This is a genomic window from Roseivirga sp. (assembly GCF_965216855.1).
Taxonomy (GTDB): Bacteria; Bacteroidota; Bacteroidia; order Cytophagales; family Cyclobacteriaceae; genus Roseivirga.
The window spans coordinates 3,530,424-3,550,580 of sequence record NZ_OZ244204.1; the positions used below are offsets into that span (position 1 = coordinate 3,530,424).

The 20,157-nt window shown below is 41.0% G+C and carries 21 protein-coding genes and 1 tRNA gene; 14 read left to right on the plus strand and 8 right to left on the minus strand.

Annotation, left to right across the window (positions count from 1 at the left end; all coding sequences use genetic code 11):
• Window positions 1–96: 96 nt before the first annotated feature.
• The 6 genes from ACOOEY_RS15630 to ACOOEY_RS15655 all read left to right on the plus strand — a co-directional run bounded on the left by ACOOEY_RS15630 (window position 97) and on the right by ACOOEY_RS15655 (window position 7,002).
• Window positions 97–170, plus strand: a tRNA-Arg gene (locus tag ACOOEY_RS15630).
• A gap of 243 nt (window positions 171–413) precedes the next feature.
• Window positions 414–1,367, plus strand: a complete 954-nt coding sequence (locus ACOOEY_RS15635) for a helix-turn-helix domain-containing protein (protein ID WP_420385658.1) — start codon at window positions 414–416, stop codon at window positions 1,365–1,367.
• A 220-nt stretch (window positions 1,368–1,587) separates the two neighbouring features.
• The gene (locus ACOOEY_RS15640; RefSeq protein ID WP_420385659.1) at window positions 1,588–1,923 is read left to right on the plus strand and encodes an arsenosugar biosynthesis-associated peroxidase-like protein; all 336 of its coding nucleotides are present in this window, start codon (window positions 1,588–1,590) and stop codon (window positions 1,921–1,923) included.
• 3 nt (window positions 1,924–1,926) lie between these two features.
• Entirely contained in the window at window positions 1,927–2,976 is a 1,050-nt protein-coding gene (gene arsS / locus ACOOEY_RS15645) for an arsenosugar biosynthesis radical SAM (seleno)protein ArsS (RefSeq protein WP_420385660.1), read from the plus strand.
• Window positions 2,977–3,069: 93 nt separating this feature from the next.
• Entirely contained in the window at window positions 3,070–4,512 is a 1,443-nt protein-coding gene (locus tag ACOOEY_RS15650; RefSeq protein WP_420385661.1) for a hypothetical protein, read from the plus strand.
• A 72-nt stretch (window positions 4,513–4,584) separates the two neighbouring features.
• Window positions 4,585–7,002 carry an ABC transporter permease gene (locus ACOOEY_RS15655; protein ID WP_420385662.1) on the plus strand — a complete coding sequence of 806 codons (2,418 nt, stop codon included), beginning with the start codon at window positions 4,585–4,587 and terminating at the stop codon, window positions 7,000–7,002.
• A gap of 190 nt (window positions 7,003–7,192) precedes the next feature.
• Here ACOOEY_RS15655 and ACOOEY_RS15660 read toward each other — a convergent pair whose 3' ends face one another.
• Window positions 7,193–8,122: a hydrogen peroxide-inducible genes activator gene (locus ACOOEY_RS15660; protein WP_420385663.1), complete on the minus strand. Its 930-nt coding sequence runs from the start codon at window positions 8,120–8,122 to the stop codon at window positions 7,193–7,195.
• A 91-nt stretch (window positions 8,123–8,213) separates the two neighbouring features.
• On the opposite strand from ACOOEY_RS15660, the gene ACOOEY_RS15665 reads away from it, so the two are divergent.
• Together ACOOEY_RS15665 and ACOOEY_RS15670 are read left to right on the plus strand one after the other, a co-directional pair.
• The gene (locus ACOOEY_RS15665; RefSeq protein ID WP_420385664.1) at window positions 8,214–8,663 is read left to right on the plus strand and encodes a Dps family protein; all 450 of its coding nucleotides are present in this window, start codon (window positions 8,214–8,216) and stop codon (window positions 8,661–8,663) included.
• 2 nt (window positions 8,664–8,665) lie between these two features.
• Window positions 8,666–9,052 (plus strand): acyl-CoA thioesterase, encoded by a 387-nt coding sequence (locus ACOOEY_RS15670; protein ID WP_420385665.1) that lies wholly within the window; start codon window positions 8,666–8,668, stop codon window positions 9,050–9,052.
• Window positions 9,053–9,074: 22 nt separating this feature from the next.
• Here ACOOEY_RS15670 and rsgA read toward each other — a convergent pair whose 3' ends face one another.
• On the minus strand, window positions 9,075–9,998 hold the full coding sequence (gene rsgA / locus ACOOEY_RS15675; RefSeq protein WP_420385666.1) for a ribosome small subunit-dependent GTPase A: 924 nt from the start codon (window positions 9,996–9,998) through the stop codon (window positions 9,075–9,077).
• Window positions 9,995–11,230, minus strand: a complete 1,236-nt coding sequence (locus tag ACOOEY_RS15680; RefSeq protein WP_420385667.1) for a 3-deoxy-D-manno-octulosonic acid transferase — start codon at window positions 11,228–11,230, stop codon at window positions 9,995–9,997. The genes rsgA and ACOOEY_RS15680 overlap by 4 nt, the downstream gene beginning before the upstream one ends.
• Before the next feature lie 428 nt (window positions 11,231–11,658).
• On the opposite strand from ACOOEY_RS15680, the gene ACOOEY_RS15685 reads away from it, so the two are divergent.
• On the plus strand, window positions 11,659–12,249 hold the full coding sequence (locus tag ACOOEY_RS15685) for a hypothetical protein (RefSeq protein ID WP_420385668.1): 591 nt from the start codon (window positions 11,659–11,661) through the stop codon (window positions 12,247–12,249).
• 20 nt (window positions 12,250–12,269) lie between these two features.
• Window positions 12,270–13,283 carry a DUF6588 family protein gene (locus ACOOEY_RS15690; RefSeq protein WP_420385669.1) on the plus strand — a complete coding sequence of 338 codons (1,014 nt, stop codon included), beginning with the start codon at window positions 12,270–12,272 and terminating at the stop codon, window positions 13,281–13,283.
• Between the two features lie 154 nt (window positions 13,284–13,437).
• On the opposite strand, the gene ACOOEY_RS15695 is transcribed toward ACOOEY_RS15690, so the two are convergent.
• Entirely contained in the window at window positions 13,438–14,211 is a 774-nt protein-coding gene (locus tag ACOOEY_RS15695; RefSeq protein WP_420385670.1) for an enoyl-CoA hydratase-related protein, read from the minus strand.
• A gap of 42 nt (window positions 14,212–14,253) precedes the next feature.
• Here ACOOEY_RS15695 and ACOOEY_RS15700 point away from each other — a divergent pair, with 42 nt between their 5' ends.
• Window positions 14,254–14,736 carry a low molecular weight protein-tyrosine-phosphatase gene (locus tag ACOOEY_RS15700; protein WP_420385671.1) on the plus strand — a complete coding sequence of 161 codons (483 nt, stop codon included), beginning with the start codon at window positions 14,254–14,256 and terminating at the stop codon, window positions 14,734–14,736.
• Window positions 14,736–15,611, plus strand: coding sequence for a fructosamine kinase family protein (locus tag ACOOEY_RS15705; RefSeq protein WP_420385672.1), 876 nt, complete (start codon window positions 14,736–14,738; stop codon window positions 15,609–15,611). Before ACOOEY_RS15700 ends, ACOOEY_RS15705 begins: the two co-directional genes overlap by 1 nt.
• Here the strand turns inward: ACOOEY_RS15705 and ACOOEY_RS15710 are convergent.
• Window positions 15,608–16,882, minus strand: coding sequence for an aspartate kinase (locus ACOOEY_RS15710; RefSeq protein ID WP_420385673.1), 1,275 nt, complete (start codon window positions 16,880–16,882; stop codon window positions 15,608–15,610). The two genes, ACOOEY_RS15705 and ACOOEY_RS15710, sit on opposite strands and share 4 nt — an antisense overlap.
• Window positions 16,883–16,954: 72 nt before the next feature.
• Between ACOOEY_RS15710 and fbp the strand changes: the two genes are divergently transcribed.
• Complete coding sequence (gene fbp, locus ACOOEY_RS15715) at window positions 16,955–17,947, plus strand: class 1 fructose-bisphosphatase (RefSeq protein ID WP_420385674.1); 993 nt, start codon at window positions 16,955–16,957, stop codon at window positions 17,945–17,947.
• Window positions 17,948–17,988: 41 nt separating this feature from the next.
• On the opposite strand, the gene ACOOEY_RS15720 is transcribed toward fbp, so the two are convergent.
• The 3 genes from ACOOEY_RS15720 to yihA all read right to left on the minus strand — a co-directional run bounded on the left by ACOOEY_RS15720 (window position 17,989) and on the right by yihA (window position 19,554).
• Window positions 17,989–18,312, minus strand: coding sequence for a hypothetical protein (locus ACOOEY_RS15720; RefSeq protein WP_420385675.1), 324 nt, complete (start codon window positions 18,310–18,312; stop codon window positions 17,989–17,991).
• 158 nt (window positions 18,313–18,470) lie between these two features.
• Complete coding sequence (locus ACOOEY_RS15725) at window positions 18,471–18,905, minus strand: DUF5606 domain-containing protein (RefSeq protein WP_420385676.1); 435 nt, start codon at window positions 18,903–18,905, stop codon at window positions 18,471–18,473.
• Window positions 18,906–18,963: 58 nt separating this feature from the next.
• On the minus strand, window positions 18,964–19,554 hold the full coding sequence (yihA, locus tag ACOOEY_RS15730; protein WP_420385677.1) for a ribosome biogenesis GTP-binding protein YihA/YsxC: 591 nt from the start codon (window positions 19,552–19,554) through the stop codon (window positions 18,964–18,966).
• 138 nt (window positions 19,555–19,692) lie between these two features.
• Between yihA and ACOOEY_RS15735 the strand changes: the two genes are divergently transcribed.
• A complete protein-coding gene (locus tag ACOOEY_RS15735; protein WP_420385678.1) occupies window positions 19,693–20,121 on the plus strand; it encodes an FKBP-type peptidyl-prolyl cis-trans isomerase in 429 nt (142 codons plus the stop codon).
• Window positions 20,122–20,157: the final 36 nt, after the last annotated feature.

Here is a 20,157-nt window from a genome sequence, read left to right on the forward strand (position 1 = left end):
TTTTTTAAAAGTTATAATAGTGCTCTTTTACAAAGAAAAAGAATTGTCTACCTTTGCAGCCTATTTTAACGGACTTTAACCTTGAACGTTAAAAAAGGCCTCGTAGCATAACTGAATAGTGCACCTGATTACGGCTCAGGAGGTTGCAGGTTTGAATCCTGCCGAGGTCACTACCAAGCCATTCATATTGGATGGCTTTTTTTATGGCTACTGCTTTATCTTAAATCTGAGTCACTTTAGGTGCCTGGGCCTTTTGGAATTGGATATTAAGACCTCCATTTCTCTTCCATATTGTTCATTGGCTGACAGTTCCTACGTTATTTAACCCTCCAACCAGATTAAGTTACCACTTACGTAAATCGTTCAACAGCTTCCTAAGCATTAAAGTATATTCGGTATAAAGGTCAAAAAACATGATAGCTTATAAAGGTCAACACACCATCCATAAGATGGGTGGGCAGATTTATTGGAAATCTGACAACGGAGCAATGGAGGGAATAGACAATGGCTTTGCCCTTTTCAGCTCAAAGAATCTCATAGGAGAAGATCAAAAAACCCGCTTTTCAATTCGTTTTGGTTTAACAGGCACTCAGGAGTATCACATCAACGATAGAGTGTTGAAGGTCAACCAGAACCAGTTTTTAGTGATGAATGCCGGAACGGAATACACCGTCAAATCTCAGAATGCCGAGGATACCACTATGTTGGCTTTCTGCTTTAATGAAGACTTTGTTAAAGACTTCGTGAATGTACACACCAGTCGTCAGGAGAGTCTTATTGATCAAAATGGGTTGTATAGTCTTATCGGTGAATCTCCTGAATTTCCGTTACATACTTTGTTAGTAGATGAGGGCGTACGCCCGATTATCCGAGATATTATTCATGCGAAACTCTATCTGTCGGTTGATGAGATAGATGACTATTCAATCTTCAATCGCATTTTGGAAATGGTATTCACTGATTGCACCACCCAGCTTGAAAATATCGAGAACCAGAATATAGTTAAACAATCTACTAAGGTCGAACTTTATAAAAGACTGTCTGTAGCAAGAGATTATATTCAGGCTAACTACTGTACAGATATTAACCTCAATGAACTGTCAAGGGTGGCATGTTTATCACCTTATCATTTTCACCGGGCATTTAAGAAAACCTTTGGCATTACTCCGAAGAAGTATGTAACGGCTCTCAGGATTGAAAAGGCTAAATGGTTGCTGAAAAATAAGGATATCAATGTGCAGACTATTTGTAATGAGATTGGCTTTAAAGATGTGAGCTCTTTTACAAGGTTATTTGCCAGTTATACCAGGTTAACTCCTTCAGCCTACAGAAATCAGTTTACTTCTTCTTATGCTATTTCAGCCTGATCTGAGTAGTAGCTTCAACTAACGGTTTGTAGTGTAACTGACAGAACCGAAACACACTTAAACCTCTTGGGAATGTTTTTTCAAGAGGTTTGTTTCTTGTCTACATTCTGTTTCCTTTGATAAAATGTATCGGGCAATCTGAACAACTGACATTATCGTATGTTGATATGTAACATCAGAAACCAGCTCGATGGGTTATTATTTTTATTAAAGTTAAATCATGGCAAAGACCTATTACGATCCGGCAGACCTTAAAAAATTTGGTGATATCACAGAGTTTCAAAAAGAAATGGGAGACAAGTTCTTCGATTGGTATGGAACTGTGTTCAAGCCCGGAGCTCTTTCTGCCCGTGAAAAGGCATTGATTGCATTGGCAGTGTCCCATGCTATACAGTGTCCATACTGCATAGATGCGTATACTGATGCCAGTATGAAGAAGGGAGCCGATGAGGAGCAAATGATGGAAGCCGTTCATGTGGCCTCGGCCATTAGAGGAGGTGCTTCATTGGTTCATGGTGTTCAGATGATGAATAAAGTGAAAGAAAAATTAATGTAGTCTATGTCGTTAGCGACCCTCAAAAGAGCCAAGCATTGGCTTTCTTCTCCAGAAGAGCAAATTAAAATCCTGAGTAATCATGAGGATCTGGAAATCCCAAGCTTTGAATCAAGACTCAAAGATATGGGGATGAATAGTCTTAAGCCTGTTGGTGTAGATGTTTTCCAGATCAATGTGGGCAAAATGTGTAATCAGGTTTGTAAGCATTGTCATGTCGATGCTGGTCCTGACCGAAAGGAAATCATGACCCGTGAGACCATGCAGCAAATTCTGGATGCTATGGAGGGTATGCCAGTAAAGACTGTAGATCTTACCGGAGGGGCACCCGAAATGAATCCTGATTTCCGATGGTTTGTAGAGCAGTTGTCTGCCCAAAACGTACAAATCATTGTTCGATGTAATCTAACGATAATTCTGGCTAACCCTAAGTACCATGATTTGCCGGAGTTTTTCAAAAAGCATAAAATCAATGTAGTCTCTTCCTTGCCTTCTTTTACGGCCAGAAGAACAGATGCCCAAAGAGGAGACGGGGTGTTTAACAAGTCCATAGAGGCCCTTAAAATGCTCAATGCAGTCGGTTATGGCAAAGAGGGCACTGGCTTAAAATTAGACTTGGTTTATAACCCTTCAGGCGCATATCTGCCTGACGATCAGGCTGTGTTACAAGATGAATTTAAGAGGCGTCTGCGAGATGGTTTTGAGATAGAGTTTAATGAACTGTATGCCATTACCAACCTCCCGGTTAGTAGATTTCTGGATTATCTGTTGAATACAGAGAACTACGAAGAGTATATGAATGAATTGGCCAATGCCTTTAATCCAACCGCTGCAGAAGGGGTGATGTGCCGAAATATGGTATCAATTGGTTGGGATGGATACTTATATGATTGTGACTTTAACCAGATGCTGGAATTAAAGCTGGCTAATGGTGCTCCAAAACATATCAAAGACTTTGACTGGCAAAAAGTGATGAACCGGGAGATCATCATCAACCAACATTGCTATGGCTGTACGGCCGGAGCCGGTTCCAGTTGTGGGGGAACAACGGCTTAGGCAGAATGTCGCACTCACTTATTTATTCATTTCTTAGCAAGCAGATAAGCTGACTCATTTTTCTTAATTTCATCAGATAATCAACCTTAACTGATGGAAGAAATAGATTATAATGATGACTCGAAGGAAGGCAAACTTCGGAGGTGGGTTGCTAATCTTCAACTTGAGAGCTGGCAGCTTGAGCTACTCATAACTGGTTTTTCCATATTTCTTCTGGCCAGTGGTTATGATGAATATGAGAACTTCAGGAGAAGTATGAGGTTCGATAAACTGGTAATTATGAATGACTATACTATGGTCATATCAGTAGCCGGAAGCTTTATTATCAATACCATTCCTTATGCCATCAAATTCTTTTTGGTCAGTTTACTCCTTCATCTTCTTTTAAGGGGATTCTGGATTGGTATAGTAGGCTTGAGTTCAGTTTCGAATAATATTGACTTTGAAAAGCTCAACTTAAAGGGGCCATTTCGTAAGCATTTACCCAAAAAGGTGAGAACGCTAGATGACCTTATCTTTTTCCTTGATCAGATATCTAGTGTCATTTTTGCCTATACCTATCTTCTGGTTTTCTCCATAATCTCGGTTGTACTGGTCGTTTCTTTCCTTTTTGCCTTTATGAGTTTCCCTAACCTGTTAGGTAATTCGCTGGGTAATGAAATGTCAATGACAGCTATCTGGTTTACGACCATTATTCTTTCGTTGATACTGGCTGTTTCGGCAGTTATATTCTTCCTCGATTCATTGTTCTTCAGCACTTTCAAGAAGTCTAAGTGGTTTTCAATTCTATATTTCCCTATTTATAGATTCTTCAGTATCATTAGTCTTTCTATTATTTATAGAAGTATCTATTACCATCTCATCACCAATTTCAGAAGAAAGCATATAGTCATGGTCTCAGTTGTTCTGTTAGCTATGGTAGTGCTGTCTGAGCGGTTGAATTCCTGGGATCGCTATTTATACTTTCCCGATAAAGATGTGGATACTCGTCTGGTAGCAAAAACTGTTAATTATGACAATGAGAGGCAGGATAGCTTCATTTATACAGCCAGCATACCGGGTAGGATAGCCAAGGAAAGCTTTCTACCTCTATTTATCAGGTATTCACCAGAACAAAACTATGTACTTCAATTCTTCTGTCCTGAATATCAGGAACTGAATCAGGGGATAAGGCTTAAAGATGGGTTTGCTGCAGGTATGAAGTCTCAGCTTGATACTACCAGAACTGTATCAGAGCTATTGAGTGAGAGCTTCGCTTCTGAAGGAAAGGTCCAGTCAGCTCTCAGCTGTATAGAAACTACCTATGAAATACTTATCGATGATGAACCGGTAGCTCAGGATTTCATTTTTACCAGTCATCCCAATAAGGGAGAAAAGGGCTTTCTGCAAATGCTGGATATTCAGGCTTTAAGTAGAGGCAAGCATATCATCACCGTTAGGCAATTAGAATATCAGGGAATAGTATTAGGCGCTGAAATGAAAAAGGAGCGATTTAAGATGGTCAATTTGGTAGAAATACCATTTTGGAAAGAATAAGTAACCACTAACATAATGAGCAAGAATTAACTCAAAGCCGCTTACTATATTCCATAATTAAATTAATGCGCTATGATCAGGAATTACATCAAGGTAGCTTTCAGGAATATTGTCAGACAAAAATTCTTTGCGATTATTAATGTTACAGGTTTAGCCATTGGCATTTCTTGTTGTCTGCTAATTCTGGCCTATGTAACTGAAGAGTTCAGCTATGATAATTTTCATCCGGACAAGGATCAGATTTACAGAATAGCTCTTGATAGAAAGTTTCCTGATAACGCTTTTGTCTATGCCAGAACTCCCATGCCCATGGGGCAAACGATGGTTAATGACTTGCCTAGCGTGACCGCCTCTACAAGAATTTATGCCAACTTCAATGAGCTTACATTCAATATTGAAGACCGGTATTTTGATGAGACGAATGTCTTCGCTGTAGATTCAACCTTCTTTGATTTCTTTCAGGTAGAGTTTATTGATGGAGATAAGAGTACGGCTCTCGATATGCCAAACTCTCTGGTGATCACTGAGGCCATGGCCACCAAATACTTTGGTTCAGCTGATCCAATCGGTCAGCAACTCACGATTCAGAATGTTGGGGAAATGATGGTAAGAGGTGTGGTAAAGCCTATGCCGGTCAATAGCCATTTTCACTTTGATTTTCTTTTCAGTTTAAGCTCCATGCCAGGATTGTACAGAAATACTTTCTGGGGCTCATATATCGCTCACACCTACATTAAACTCGATCCGGGAGTAGATCCTGCTGTTATTGAGGCCAATATGAGAGATATTACCAAGACTTATATGGAGCCTCAGGTGCAAAGTATACTGGGGATAGACTGGAATCAGTATGAGGCAGCAGGGAATGACCACAGCTACTTTCTTCAGCCATTGGAGTCCATCCATCTGGACTCTAATTTTCAATGGGAAATTGAACCGAATGGAAATAAAACGGTTGTGTATCTCTTTCTGGCCATTTCTATTTTTATTCTGCTCATAGCCTGTATCAACTTTATCAACCTGACCACGGCCAGAGCTGCCAATAGAGCCAGGGAGGTGGGTATGCGTAAGGTTTTAGGAGCATTAAAGAATCAGCTGATTGGTCAGTTTCTGGTGGAGTCCATCATTATGTGTCTGGTGGCCACAACGCTGGCTACCGGAGTAGCTAGTCTGATACTGCCATTCTTCAATGATCTGGCAGGGAAAAGTTTTCAAATTCAGGAGCTTCTCACTACTGAGGTAATTGTTGGATTGTTCTTATTCTCTCTTGTACTTGGACTGATGGCAGGACTTTACCCCGCATTTGTACTGTCTTCATTCAAACCTATTACCGTATTGAAGGGAAGAGCAAGTTCCGGTGCTAAGAACTCGTGGTTGCGAAATACATTGGTCATCCTTCAGTTTGGCATTTCTATTATCCTCGTTATTGGAACGCTGATTATTTATCAGCAAATAGAATACATGAACAGCAAGCCACTGGGCTTCGATAAAGATCAACTGGTGATTATCGAACGGGCTAACCTGATGGGTAATGAGTTGGAAACATTTAAGAATATCTTACTCGATAACCCTAATATCAGTGAAGTTTCTGGAGCCAATACCTTTCCGGGGCGTCAGATCAATGGAGGGACATTTATGGATGTTCAGGGCAATGCCAGTGACAGGTACCTGATACCTAACCTACGTGGTGACTATGACCTGATTCAAACCATGGGACTGGAAGTGATCAATGGCCGGGCCTTTGATGCAAGCATAGTAACAGATTCAACCGCCATCATTATCAATGAAGCTGCTGCCAGAACTTTTGGTTGGGCTGACCCTATCGGGAAACAGCTTCAGCCGATTAATGGACCTATTTATAATGTAATTGGTGTGGTGAAAGACTTCCACTTTGAGTCACTACATCAGGATATCGGTCCCGTAGCACTCTTTGCGGCTGACCTGCAGAGAGGGGCTGGAATCATGGTGGTGAAGATGTCGAATAGTAATGTGGCGGCAACTTTGAAAAGCATTGAGTCTGCCTGGGATGATTTTGTGCAGCAAAGGCCACTGGAATTTACCTTCGTTGATCAGGAATTTGGTGCGCTTTATGAAAATGAAATGAGGAGTGGACGACTGTTTTCTTCCTTTGCTCTATTGGCCATTGTTATCGCCTGTTTGGGTGCATTTGGATTGGCCGCATTTCTTGCTTCACAAAGAAAGAAGGAGATTGGTATCAGAAAGGTGCTGGGAGCTTCAGTTGGAAGTATCGTGAGGCTTTTGAGCAATGAGTTCGTAAAGCTGATTCTTCTGGCCAATTTATTAGCATGGCCTATAGCCTATTACCTCATGCAGGAATGGTTGAGTAGTTTTGCCTATGCAGTCGGTGTTAACCTATGGTTCTTTGCATTGGCTACAATAGTATCTATACTGATAGCGCTGTTGACAGTATCATTCCATAGCATCAGGGCGGCACTGAACAATCCTTCAGATACCCTGCACAATCAGAATTAACTATGCTTCTTAAGGATTTGTCTGATCTTAACAGTAACGAATCCGAAAATAAAGAAGTAGCCAACAGCCATAATAGATAATAAGGTTTCGATTTCCATGATGTTTCTTTTTTTCAAAGGTGGAAATCATGAAGAAGGAAAAACTCAGAGATTTGCTGATTTTGCGTATAAGTGATTCACTTACCTTTGGTTTATCTCCAGCGGATGCGATTGATCTTTTTGGCTTTGACAAAGCTGTCAGGGATGTTTTTCATAATACTATCTCGAAGGTTCTCTAATACTGCTTCCTTGGAAAAGCCCTTATGTACTACCAGGCTGATCTCTCTGGTAGGTTCTGGTTTCTCAAATCGCTTGATTCTGAAATCATCCTTCAGGTCGATTACTGATAATTCAGGAACCAGTGTATAACCCATGTGGCTTTTGACCAGGTTTCTCAATGTCTCAATGGAGCCACTTTCATAAGTGATGTTTTCAATTTTTGAGGTTTTCCGTTGGTTGCAAATAGAAAGCACCTGATCTCTGAGACAGTGCCCCTGGTTGAGTAGCCAAAGGCCATTTTCAGGTAAGTCTTCCGGAGTAACAGCCTTTCTGGTATAAAGCGGATGCTGTTGAGCTATATATAGGAGGAAGGGTTCGTTGTATAGCGGAATTTCTCTAATGTTACTTTCCTCAAGAGGGGTTGCCATGATACCGATATCCAGCAAATCGTGCTTAATATCATGTATGATTTGTTCCGATTCAATTTCGCGGACTTTCAATGAGATTTTAGGATTGTTGTCAGAGAAGTGTTTGAGGAATCTAGGCATCAGGTATGGAGCTACGGTAGGTATAACACCAATTCTGAAAGTACCGCTCAGGTTGTCCTTCTCAGTATTGACATAATCTTTCAGCGAGTTCACTTCGCGTAAGATTTGTCTGGCCATATTAATTACCTGTCTGCCGGTTTTGGTTGGCTCAATAGGGTGTTTGGAACGATCGAATATCAATGTACCCATCTCATTTTCCAGCTTTTTAATCTGTAGTGTTAGAGTGGGTTGGGTAACAAAACAACTGTCGGCCGCAGTCACAAAGTGACGGTGTGTGTCCAGGGCTACGATGTATTCTAGTTGCTGTAAGGTCATATTTATAAAATCTATACTGTATATAGGAACATATGTTTTATAAATATAGTTGTTTAATTGTATGAATCTTGAAACTCAAAACATTAACGATATGGAAACACAAACTGAAAACGCAGTAGTAAGTAAATTGAATCAACTTTTAATCAACTATCAGGTACATTATCAAAACCTGAGACTGTTTCACTGGAATGTTAAAGGCCCTTTCTTTTTCGTCCTACATGAGAAATTTGAGGAGCTGTATAGAGAAGCTGCTGAGAAAATAGACGAGGTGGCTGAGCGAGTGCTGGCTCTTGAAGGTACGCCAAAAGGTTCCTTGAAAAATATTGTTTCAAATGCGCATGTAGAATCACATGAAGAAATCATGGAAGCTAATCAGATGGTTGAGGCTATTGTTACAGCCAATAAAATCCTGATTGGTAATTTGAATGATGTGTTAAAAGCTGCAGAAGAAGAAGGAGATGAAGGAACCATTGATATCTTTACCAGCTACATTCAGGAATTAGAGAAACAAAACTGGATGTTCAAATCATATTTGAACTAAGCATGAATTTTCATACCAGAAAATGGGTTAAACCCGAAGATTTAAATCCAAATGGCACCCTCTTTGGAGGGAGCCTTTTGGCTTGGATTGACGAAGAAGCAGCTTTGTATACTGTGGTGCAATTGGAAAATAAGCACATAGTAACCAAGTTCATTTCTGAGATTAATTTCATTAGTGCGCCTCATCAGGGAGATATTATTGAAATAGGAATAGAAGCTGTAGAATTCGGACGTACTTCAATCACACTTAGATGTGAGGTAAGGAATAAGATTACCAGAGAAGATATTCTCTCTATTGAAAAGATTACCATGGTGAACCTGGGTGAGGATGGAAAACCTAAACCACATGGAAAAACTCAGATAGAATATGTAAAAGACAGGCTGCCCTAGCGTCAGCCTTTTTTAACTCTATTTATCGGTGGCTGTCATAGTCTTCTAACATGCTGAGGTAACTGATATACCTTTCTTCATAGATATCACCTTCTTCAAGTGCCTCAATGATTCTGCACCCCGGTTCATTCACATGGAGACAATTGTTGAATTTACACTCTCCAAGGTATTGGCGCATTTCAGGGAAGTAATGGCTGATTTCATAAGCTTCCATATCTACTAAACCAAGTTCTTTAATGCCCGGAGTGTCGATAATCTTGCTGTTCTCATCTACATCGAACATCTCAGCAAATGTGGTGGTATGAGTTCCTTTATTAGCAAAGGTGGAGACTTCTCCTGTTTTCTGACTGAGACCAGGAACAAGTTCATTGAGCAGAGTAGACTTACCCACGCCCGAGTGCCCGGCAATTAGGGTTGTTTTTCCATGTAGATGTTGCTTGAGTCGAGCAAGCCCTTCTTCTGTTTTTACTGAGATAAGATCAGTCTGATAACCAATGGACTCGTACATATCCCTCCAGGCTTCTACTTTTTTCAACTCCTTTGGCTTTAGGATATCTTTCTTGTTGAAGATGATCAGGCTGGGAATCCTGAATGATTCAGCACTGACCAGAAAACGGTCAATGAAGCCCTGGGATGTTCTTGGAAAAGATATAGTGGCCAACAGAAGACACTGATCTACATTGGCCGCCAAAATATGCGAAAAGCCATTTTTTCGGGTAGACTTCCTGATAATGTAGTTTTCTCTGGGCTCTATCGAAGTGATTAAACCTGTATTTTCGTGTTTTTCGTCAGGAATGACTTCAACCCAGTCACCTACTGCAATAGGGTTATTAACTTTAAGTCCGTCTTGTTTAAACTTGCCCCTTAACCTACTTTGGTAGGTGCTTCCATTGTTCGCCTTTACGTCATACCAACTGCCCGTGGATTTATAGACCTGCCCCTTCATTTGATATGGCTTTTAAGGTAAGACATAATTGTATTGGTTGCTCCTGTATGTTCATTCACATAATTGACACAAATATCTGAAGCCCCTTTTCTAAAATCATCAATCATCAGGTTTTCCAACACTTCCCCGGCCATATGAGAGTTGTCTACTGAAAATGCACCGCCAAGAGTAATCAATTCGTCAGCCTCAGGGAATTTCTCCAATCCCTTATTACCGAACACCACAGGGAGTCCGAATGCAACGGCTTCCAGGATGTTATGTAGCCCATCTCCAAAAGCGCCTCCAATGTAGGCTAAATCTCCATACTGATAAACAGAAGAAAGCATACCGATTGTGTCGAGAATGAGAATAGGTTTATCCATCGATATTTCCCCCTGAGAATATAAACAATAAGGTAACTGTATTTTTCTGATGATTTTCTGAATATGGGCAGCGTCTATCAGGTGGGGAGCAATAATTATCTTCAGTTCAGGAGTGTTTTGATTTATGAAGTCGGCTACTACCTCCATATCTTCAGGCCAGACGCTACCCAGAATCAATACTTTACTGTTTTTGCAAAATGACTCTATGTTACTGAATGAGTCAGGAGAGCTAACAGTTTGTTTAACCCGATCAAACCTCGTGTCACCCGACACGGTGACTTCATCAATGCCAATACTCTCCAATAGGAGCCTGGATTTAGAGTTCTGAACGAAAGTATGAGTGAAGAGCTTCAGCATCTTTCTGTGGAGTACACCATGCTTTTTAAAGAATATATGCTCTGGGGTAAAAAGGGCAGAGAGGCTATATAGAGGAATAGACCTGGTGTTAATCTGATTCAAATAGTGATACCAATACTCATACTTAATAAAGAAGGCCTGGTCGGGCTTGAGTATGTTAAGAAACCTTTGGGCATTTCGTCTGGTGTCTAGGGGGAGGTAACAGGTGAAGTCAGCCACAGGATGATTCTTTCTTTGCTCGTAGCCTGATGGAGAGAAAAAGCTTATTACAATCAATTGATTCGGGAAGGTCGCTTTGAAAGCTTCCATAACGGGTAACCCTTGTTCAAACTCTCCCAGAGAGGCAGCATGAAACCAGCTGAGATTGGACCCGTTTTCTTTTCTAAATTCTGTCAGGTTTTGCCAGATATGTCTTCTCCCTGCTCTGAATAACCTGGCTTTCTTATTGAACAAAGATGACAAGCTAATGAGCAAGGCATAAAGCCTGATTCCTACATTGTAGAGTAAGAGCATGTGCAAAAATAAGAAAGCCCTCCAAAGGTTAATGCTACTTTGATTGAAAGGGGGGTGAATTGAAAATAATTATTATGCCGCTAACAGCACTTGTTGATAATAGACGAGAAGAAATTCATAATTTTATATTTCAACCGGGATATACCAGGTTTGCTGGTGATAATGAGCTATAGTTGAAAATTGGCAAAGTCTGCTGATCATGCAATGCGAATTAAGACCTCGCGTTTAGGAACTTTGCCTTCAATTGTCGATTATTACATACCTTTTACTAAAGGAAACGCTCAATTAAAACCAGGCTACAATAGATAACTCAGTTGGTGGTTATCGGGTAGGTGGCAGGTTATCTGCTTTAATTGAAGCGAAAAAACCCTCCTCCTCCTAAGACATCAGCTTACTTAAAAGAGAAATTAATTATTAACTATTCTATCATGCAAAAACGTCTTTTACCTTTTTTATCACTGTTACTGGTGATCTGGGGCTGTGGTGAAGCGGGTATTCAATCGGATATTTCAAAAAATGTTGCGATTGACCCGATCAGTGTTTCACTTTCTGTCCCCCCAATTTTTGTAGGTCAACCCATCAATGAGACACCCCCTCAGCAGGTTTCGACTGGGACTATTGACATCTCAGACAATGACTTTTCTGAATATCTAGATGATGCTGAAAATTTCACCATCAACAAGATTACTTACAGTATTGAAGGTTTTCCAAACGGAAGCCAGGCAGATTTGGATCTGAATATTGACATTGCTATCGCTGGGGGAGCTAATCAGGATTTGTTGCAGATTTTAGTTCCTGATGCTCAGGATAATGTCTCTGATGTTGTTCTTTACCAGAACGGAGTTCCAGGGAATGTCAACGCCAGCGCTATCTCGGCCCTAGAACAAGCTCTCCTTAATAACCAGACTTTTGAAATGGACATAGAGATTATAGGCCGCGATGTTACTCTTCAGCAGTCAAACGTTGACTTTGAGATCATTTTCAAATTCGATGTAACAACTAGAGTAAGATTTGACTAACCTTCAACCCAAAGATGACAATGAAACGAATTAATAGATTTTTGATAGCAGTCCTGATGTTAATGACAACGTCATTTGGACTAAGAGCACAATTAGACTTCGATTCTTTCCTGGAAGCAGGTATTCAGGATGCTAATAAGCTTCTGGAAGGTTATATGCAGCCGGCATTCGAAGGTTTCGGATATGGATTAGCCAGCGGTTGGTACAATACAGCAAAACCGCATAAAGTATTGGGATTCGACTTGTCGATTACCGTTTCAGCAGCCAGAGTTCCTACTTCTGCTGAATTCTTCACTTTCAGAAATTCAGACTATACAAACGTGAGATATGATGGAGGAACATCTGTCAGCATCCCAACTATGTTTGGTCCTAATCTGGGTGCTGATGATCTACCTCAGTTGACTTTCCTTGATCCTGATACAGGTGAAGAGGTAATTAGAATCTCTGCCCCAACGGGTCTGGGGGTAGAAGAGGATTTTATGCCTTTTAATGCCGTGCCTGTGCCTATGGCACAAATTGGTATCGGGCTGCCTAAAGGATTTGAGCTTAAGCTAAGATATGTACCGGAGCAAACTATTGAAGAGGATGGGAATGTGTCACTTTTTGGTATAGGTGTTATGCATGATATCAAACAGTGGTTGCCAGGCGAGAAACTGTTGCCATTCGACCTTTCTCTCTTTGTAGGTTATACCAAGTTGACCTCTCAGGTATTTATCGACAAGGACCTGAATCAGTTAGGCGAATTCGATGCCAGTTCAGTGGTAGCTCAGGCAGTTATTTCTAAGAAGTTATTGTTCTTCACTGCTTTTGCGGGACTTGGATACTCTAATTATGATATTGGTTTCAACATGTTAGGAACCTATACAACTGAGACCTCTTCATTTACAGATCCGATTAGTCTTAACTATAAGAATAATGGGCTCAGGACTAACGTAGGTGTAAGACTGAAGCTATTGTTCCTTACTTTAACTGGAGAGTACGCCTTCCAGGAATACAATACCATGTCTGTAGGTGTTGGCTTCTCTTTTAGATAAGAGATAAGTAAAAGAAAAGTAAAAGGCTGTCTTAAAAGCTAGCTTAACGTCACCCTGAACTTGTTTCAGGGTCTGCAAGTCGATGGTAACCGACCAGGGAGATTCTGAAATAAATTCAGAATGACGAGCTTTAGCGATTTTAAGACAGCCTTTTTTATTTGCCTTTGAAGTCAGGCTTTCTCTTTTCCAGAAATGCATTCATGCCCTCTTTCTGGTCTTCCGATGAGTAAAGCATATAGTAGTTCTTACGCTCAAAATACAGACCTTCTTCAAGCGAAACCTCAAAGGCCCTATTGACAGACTCTTTAGCTAATTGAGTAGCCAGAGGTGACATAGCAGCAATTTCACTGGCCAGTTTGGTAGCTTCTTGCATGTAAACCTCAACCGGCACAATTCTATTGATGATCCTGTATCGTAGTGCTTCTTCTGCATCTATGAACTTTCCGGTCAATACCATTTCCATGGCTTTTGCCTTTCCTACGGCTCTGGTTAGTCTTTGAGTACCTCCGGCTCCGGGCATTACTCCAATTTTGATTTCTGGTTGTCCGAACTGTGCCGATTCAGAAGCGATAATCATGTCGCAGCTCATGGCCAGTTCACAGCCACCACCAAGCGCAAAACCCGATACAGCAGCAATGGTGGGTTTGCTGGTCTTGCTGATTTGAGTCCAGATGCCAAATAACTCACCCTGAAGCATATCAATGGTCCCTTTGCCTGCCATCTGTCTGATATCCGCTCCGGCAGCAAATGCTTTTTCATTACCCGTTAAGATAATCACCCTGACCTCATCGTCAGTGTCCAGTGCCTTTAGCGTTTCACCCAACTCAGACATCAACTGAATATTAAGGGCATTGAGCTCTTTTGGACGGTTCAGTTCGATGAGGGCAACATAGGGTGCGTGATCTTTGGTTACTTTTATAAAATCCATAGGTTTACGATTCTAGTTGCTAAGTTAAAAGAGAAGAAGAGAATGGCTCAAGTGAAAGTGTTATTTGTGTGTTTGGGTAATATTTGCCGGTCACCTTTGGCTGAAGGAATTTTCAGGTTTAAGGTAAAGGAAAAGGGCCTGAGCGATCACTTTATTATTGATTCATGCGGAACTTCGGATTATCATATTGGAGAAAATCCGGATAAGAGATCTCTTGGGAATGCCCGAAAAAATGGTGTAGACTACATGCATAAAGGCCGTCAACTAAAAGAGAAGGACTTCTATGAGTTTGACTATATCCTTCCCATGGATGAGCTGAATATCAATGATGTTCAACGAATCAGGCCTGAAGATGCCACGGCCAAAGTTCTAAAGATGAGAGCTTTTGATGATCAGTATGAAAATTCAGATGTTCCTGATCCTTACTATGGTGGAGAGAACGGCTTTCAATTGGTATTCGACATTCTTGAAAGGTCCACTCATAATCTTCTGGAAGACCTTGTAGAAAAGCACGACTTAGGCTAATGGAAGAGTTTCCTGAATTACTATCGAGAATGCTATTTCAGGTATTGGGCGATGAGCTGCAAGTAGATCAGGTTTACATGCAAAGTGGCGGTGATATTAATATGGCCGTTTGTGCTCAAACCGAACATGGTAACTTTTTTATTAAGTGGAATGAGGGAAACTATGAGCACATGTTTGAAACCGAGGCTGCCGGCTTACAATTACTGAAGAAAGCGAATAGCTTAAAAGTACCGGAGGTTTTTGGGACAGGAAAAGTGGAGGACAAAGCTTTTCTGGTGCTGGAGTTTCTGGAAACTGCCCACGAAAACTTTGAGTATTGGGAAAAATTGGGGTCGGGGCTGGCCCGGCTTCATCAGTCTACATCTGAGCTTTGTGGTCTGAATCACAACAATTACATCGGTCGGTTGAATCAAAGGAATGAACAGGAGGGGAGTTGGTTGACCTTCTTTGCAGAGCATCGATTGAATGCTCAATTAGGCCTGGCCATTTACAATGATTATGTCAGTCAGGATTTTGTCCGCGATTTCAAGCGCTTTCTAACTAAACTTCCGAACCTGATTCCTGAATCAGAGCCTTCTCTTTTGCATGGAGACCTATGGAATGGTAATGTCCTGAACACTAATCGAGGGGCAGCCATATATGATCCTGCTGTTTATTATGGGGCACGAGAAATGGATATAGCCATGACTCACCTCTTTGGAGGTTTTAATCAACGATTTTATCAGGCTTATAATGAGGTGTACCCATTACCTGATGAATTCGATTCTCTGGTGGAGATTTATAGCCTATATCCACTGATGGTACATGTAAATCTTTTTGGTGCCAATGCAGGTTATCTGGGTACTGTTTGGCGTACCATCAAAAGGTATCTTTAAGCCGGATTCTCAGCTGTTTTATAGACCATTTGGAAGTTGTTCCTTGAACGCTGTTCAATAATTACCTGCTTACCCCTCATCAGTTCATTAATGGTTTCCTGGTTATAGTTTTTCACGGTAATCATTTCGAGTCCTTCATTGTAATAAATGTTGAACTCTTCCATCAAGGCTGTTCTAAGCTGTTCTCTTTTTTTCGGATTGTCATCCATACAGATGGTGAAAGAGATAGCCGAGTTTTGCATGAGGTTGATGCTCAGGTTCAACCTTTTAATATGATCAAAAATGGTATGTATGTGAGTTTCATTGATAAATGAGAAATCACTGATTTTGAAAGAAATAACCGTCTGATTGTCTTTATGAATAATGGCAGGGTTCAGGTTAGGGATCAGGCATTCTTCAATGACTGTCCCGGTACTTTCCATGTCCTGAAAAGACCTTACATAAAGGGGAATTCCTTTTTGAGCCAAAGGTTTGATCGTCTTAGGGTGAATGACAGAAGCTCCATAATACGTCATTTCAGCAGCTTCTTTGTAAGGAAGTCTGTCGTACAATTTGGTGTTTTCGAACTTCTTTGGATCGGCATTTAATACTCCGGGTACATCTTTCCAGATGGTTACCGAATCGGCAGACAGAGAAGTAGCAAAAATGGCGGCACTAAAATCACTGCCCTCTCTACCGAGTGTAGTAGTATTGTACTTGGCATTACTGCCTATAAATCCCTGTGTGAGTACAATCTTTTCTTCAGTAAGTGGGAGCACCTGTGACTTAATCATGGCTTGAGTTGCTCCCCAGTCAACCATGGCTTGTCGGTGGGTGTTATTCGTTTTGACCACTTTTCGGGCATCGACCCACTCCGTTGGCAAACCTTCTTTATTTAGATAGGCAGCAACAATTTTGGTGGAAATTACTTCGGCAAGAGATACGGTCTGATCATAGACAAAATCATACCCAAATGACGAGCTATAACCATTGAGGCCATGAATCAACTGCTCGTAGATTTCATCTAAGTCCTGAAGTAAATCCTGCTGGCTCGATAAGCCCAGAGACTTAATAATCTCATTGTGGTAGTCTTGAATGGCCTGAATGGGTGCATCTATGGGTTCCTCATCTATCGACTTGGCTAAGACAGATTCAAAGGCGTTTGTCATCTTGCCCATGGCCGAAACCACTATTACCAACCTGTCTTCTTTATGTGCCGAAATGATCTTACACATGTTCTGCACCGATGCGGCATCTTTGACCGATGCACCACCAAACTTAAATACTTTCAACTGACCTTTTTAAATTTTACTATTTTCGCGCAAGTTATTAACGTTTGATTAGAATCAAATTATAACTCACCAATGGGAAAAGCGGAAAAATCGAGAATTGCCCTTCCGGTAGGCTCTAATCTCGACAGGTTCATCAACAAGAACCAAGAGGCATTTAAATATGCCACCGGAGAACTTTCACAGTTGATTCGCGATCTGGCATATGCCGGTAAAGTTGTGAATAGAGAAATCAACAGGGCTGGTCTTGCCGGCATTACCGGAGCTTATGGCTCCGAAAATGTGCAGGGTGAAGAACAACAAAATCTCGATGTTGCTGCTAATATCAGGTTTACCCGTGCCTTGCAAAAAGGGGGGGAAGTAGCGGCTATCATATCTGAGGAGGACGAAGATATCATAGACCTCAATAACCCTCGCTCTAAATACATCATTGCGATTGATCCCCTGGATGGAAGCTCAAATATCGATGTGAATGTTTCAATCGGAACAATTTTCAGTATTTACAGAAGAGTTTCTCCTCTGGGGAGTCCGGTGCAGAAAGAAGATGTTCTGCAGGCCGGTAAGCATCAGGTGGCTGCAGGGTATATCCTTTATGGTTCATCAACCATGTTTGTCTATACCACAGGTAAAGGAGTAAATGGTTTTACTTTCGAACCTAGTTTGGGAGAGTATATTCTCTCTCATCAGGATATGAAAATGCCAAAAGATGGAAATATCTATTCTGTAAATGAGGGTTCTTATCTGTCTTTCGATGAAGGAGTGAAAAACTATATCGAAAAATGTAAGGAAAGAAACTACTCTGCCAGATACATAGGCTCTTTGGTGGCTGATTTTCACAGAAACCTGCTCAAAGGAGGAATTTATATTTATCCATCGACAGCCAAGGCACCTCATGGTAAGCTCAGATTGATGTATGAGTGTAATGCATTAGCTATGATTGCCGAACAGGCTGGGGGTAAGGCGACTGACGGACAAAGGAGAATTCTGGATATAGAACCCGAAAGTCTGCATCAGAGAGTTCCTTTCTATGTGGGAAGCAAGAAAATGGTTGAGGAGGCTTCTTTATAACATAAGAGCCTTTTGAGATCAGGGTTGAATCTATTGATGGTTTAGCCCTGACTATACTTCTTCCTGAATTCTACTTTCAGTAATTCTCTTTCTATAATCATCTTAGTGATAATAGAGGCAGGGTTATCAGTTGAAAGAGCTAAGGCTTCTTTGAGTTTGCTCTCGGAGACATCTATTCTATACAGAACATTCAGCAATTTTTCGAAGTCCTTTTCCATCAGGTCTTCTACTACTCTCATGATTTTGAGGAAAGCCTGATCGTAGGTATACTCTTTTTGTGTAGAGAGCTGAAGATACTCCTGGTCTAACTGAAAGTCTTTTTCAAATAATTTCAGGCTACGAATAATGTCTTCTTGTTCAGGCATAATGTTAATGTAACGAGGAAGCAAGGAAATCAATTGAGATTTTGTGTACAAAAAAAAGATGTCTCAAAAGCGCACTTTATGTCGTCTGGAATGTTTTAGGCATAACAGAGGAACCGGCTTTTAAGACATCCTGATTTTTGCTATCGATAAGCCTATGGCTATTCTGCTTCGTTAGATTCGCTGGCTGCTTCAGTGTCTTCCATAAATGACTCAGGCGCAATTTGAGCCAGGAGGTTATACCAGCTGATTAATTTCTTGATGTCAGAAACATAAACCCTGTCTTCGTCATAGTCAGGAAGAATATGCTTAAGGAATGACTTTAGTTCCTCTCCGTCTGAATTCTTGTCCAGCCCTGTGTCTCCCTCGAATTCCTCATGAATTTTCCTCATGACTTCAATCAGTGGAGTAGAACCTTCCTGAGTATGAGTATAAATTGAAATCTCGGATAGAATGGAAACTCTTGCATCAGCTCCAACTACGAGTTTAGCTTTCTTTCCATCGAGGGATTCCAATATTACACCAGCCTTTGATGGTTTCAATACCTTGAATAACCCGCCTTTTCCTGCAACTGCAGCTATCTCTTCAAATTTCATATTGTCATTAATTTTGTGGCAAAGTAAGTTTGAGTAGGAACGAAATTCAAACAAAAACTCAATTTTCGAGAAGGACCTGAATGTACTCTGTCAGCTCTTCTTTACCCAACCCTGACTCTGAAGAGGTAAGGAAGAATACCGGAAGCTCTTCCCATGTTTTTTTCATGACCTTTCTGAATTTGGCCATGTTCTGTTGCCCTTTATTCACTGACTGTTTGTCTGCTTTGGTGAATACAATGGCGAAGGGCACTCCATTTTCTCCTAACCAGTTAATAAACTCCATGTCTATTTTCTGTGGGTCCAGGCGGGAGTCTACTAATACAAAAACAATCTGCAGGCTCTCTCTATGAACCAGATAGTCCTCAATCATTTCTGCCCAGGCATCGCGATTCTTCTTGCTTGTTTTGGCATATCCGTAACCAGGAAGATCAACCAGGTACCAGCTGTCATCGATCAGAAAGTGATTAATCATTTGGGTCTTTCCTGGTTTTCCTGATGTTTTTGCCAGGTTCTTACGGCCTGTAAGCATATTAATGAGAGATGACTTCCCGACATTGGATCTGCCAATAAAGGCGATTTCGAACCGGTCTGGTTTGGGACATTGATCATAACTCGGACTGCTGATCAGGTAACTGGCTTGCGTAAACATGGCGCAAATTTAGATTTTATTCCTGACACTCACATGACTACTGCAATTTGCGGAGAGGAGTAGCCGATTTTGCTTTCCTTTCTAAACCTGTACCTTTGCAAATCCTTGATATTGAGGAGAAATAAAAAACAAATAATTATGCCAAAAGCAAAAGCAGGTGATAGTGTTAAAGTGCACTACACTGGTAAACTCAAGGACGGAACCGTTTTCGATTCATCGCAGGGTAGAGAACCATTGGCCTTTCAGGTAGGGGCAGGTCAGATGATTAAGGGATTCGATGCGGCCGTTGACGGAATGGAAGTAGGTGATACTAAAACTGCAGAGATTCCGGCAGCTGAAGCCTATGGAGAGGCTCGTCAGGATCTAATCTTTGATGTACCAAAGAGTAATCTTCCGGAAGATTTAAAACCAGAAGTAGGTCAGCAATTAGCCATGACACAACCGAACGGTCAGCAGGTTCCAGTAACTGTTGCCAAGGTAGAAGAAGATAAAGTAGTGATCGATGCCAATCATCAGTTAGCAGGTAAAGACCTGGTTTTTGATATTGAGTTGGTAGAAATCAGCTAAATAGAATTTACGAGCATTGAGGCTAACTCAATGCTC

Bases quoted from the DNA above. Each gene is read 5' to 3' on its own strand.
- ACOOEY_RS15635 (WP_420385658.1), top strand. From the start codon at position 414: ATGATAGCTTATAAAGGTCAACACACCATCCATAAGATGGGTGGGCAG.
- ACOOEY_RS15640 (WP_420385659.1), top strand. From the start codon at position 1,588: ATGGCAAAGACCTATTACGATCCGGCAGACCTTAAAAAATTTGGTGAT.
- arsS (WP_420385660.1), top strand. From the start codon at position 1,927: ATGTCGTTAGCGACCCTCAAAAGAGCCAAGCATTGGCTTTCTTCTCCA.
- ACOOEY_RS15650 (WP_420385661.1), top strand. From the start codon at position 3,070: ATGGAAGAAATAGATTATAATGATGACTCGAAGGAAGGCAAACTTCGG.
- ACOOEY_RS15655 (WP_420385662.1), top strand. From the start codon at position 4,585: ATGATCAGGAATTACATCAAGGTAGCTTTCAGGAATATTGTCAGACAA.
- ACOOEY_RS15660 (WP_420385663.1), bottom strand. From the start codon at position 8,122: ATGACCTTACAGCAACTAGAATACATCGTAGCCCTGGACACACACCGT.
- ACOOEY_RS15665 (WP_420385664.1), top strand. From the start codon at position 8,214: ATGGAAACACAAACTGAAAACGCAGTAGTAAGTAAATTGAATCAACTT.
- ACOOEY_RS15670 (WP_420385665.1), top strand. From the start codon at position 8,666: ATGAATTTTCATACCAGAAAATGGGTTAAACCCGAAGATTTAAATCCA.
- rsgA (WP_420385666.1), bottom strand. From the start codon at position 9,998: ATGAAGGGGCAGGTCTATAAATCCACGGGCAGTTGGTATGACGTAAAG.
- ACOOEY_RS15680 (WP_420385667.1), bottom strand. From the start codon at position 11,230: ATGCTCTTACTCTACAATGTAGGAATCAGGCTTTATGCCTTGCTCATT.
- ACOOEY_RS15685 (WP_420385668.1), top strand. From the start codon at position 11,659: ATGCAAAAACGTCTTTTACCTTTTTTATCACTGTTACTGGTGATCTGG.
- ACOOEY_RS15690 (WP_420385669.1), top strand. From the start codon at position 12,270: ATGAAACGAATTAATAGATTTTTGATAGCAGTCCTGATGTTAATGACA.
- ACOOEY_RS15695 (WP_420385670.1), bottom strand. From the start codon at position 14,211: ATGGATTTTATAAAAGTAACCAAAGATCACGCACCCTATGTTGCCCTC.
- ACOOEY_RS15700 (WP_420385671.1), top strand. From the start codon at position 14,254: ATGGCTCAAGTGAAAGTGTTATTTGTGTGTTTGGGTAATATTTGCCGG.
- ACOOEY_RS15705 (WP_420385672.1), top strand. From the start codon at position 14,736: ATGGAAGAGTTTCCTGAATTACTATCGAGAATGCTATTTCAGGTATTG.
- fbp (WP_420385674.1), top strand. From the start codon at position 16,955: ATGGGAAAAGCGGAAAAATCGAGAATTGCCCTTCCGGTAGGCTCTAAT.
- ACOOEY_RS15720 (WP_420385675.1), bottom strand. From the start codon at position 18,312: ATGCCTGAACAAGAAGACATTATTCGTAGCCTGAAATTATTTGAAAAA.
- ACOOEY_RS15725 (WP_420385676.1), bottom strand. From the start codon at position 18,905: ATGAAATTTGAAGAGATAGCTGCAGTTGCAGGAAAAGGCGGGTTATTC.
- yihA (WP_420385677.1), bottom strand. From the start codon at position 19,554: ATGTTTACGCAAGCCAGTTACCTGATCAGCAGTCCGAGTTATGATCAA.
- ACOOEY_RS15735 (WP_420385678.1), top strand. From the start codon at position 19,693: ATGCCAAAAGCAAAAGCAGGTGATAGTGTTAAAGTGCACTACACTGGT.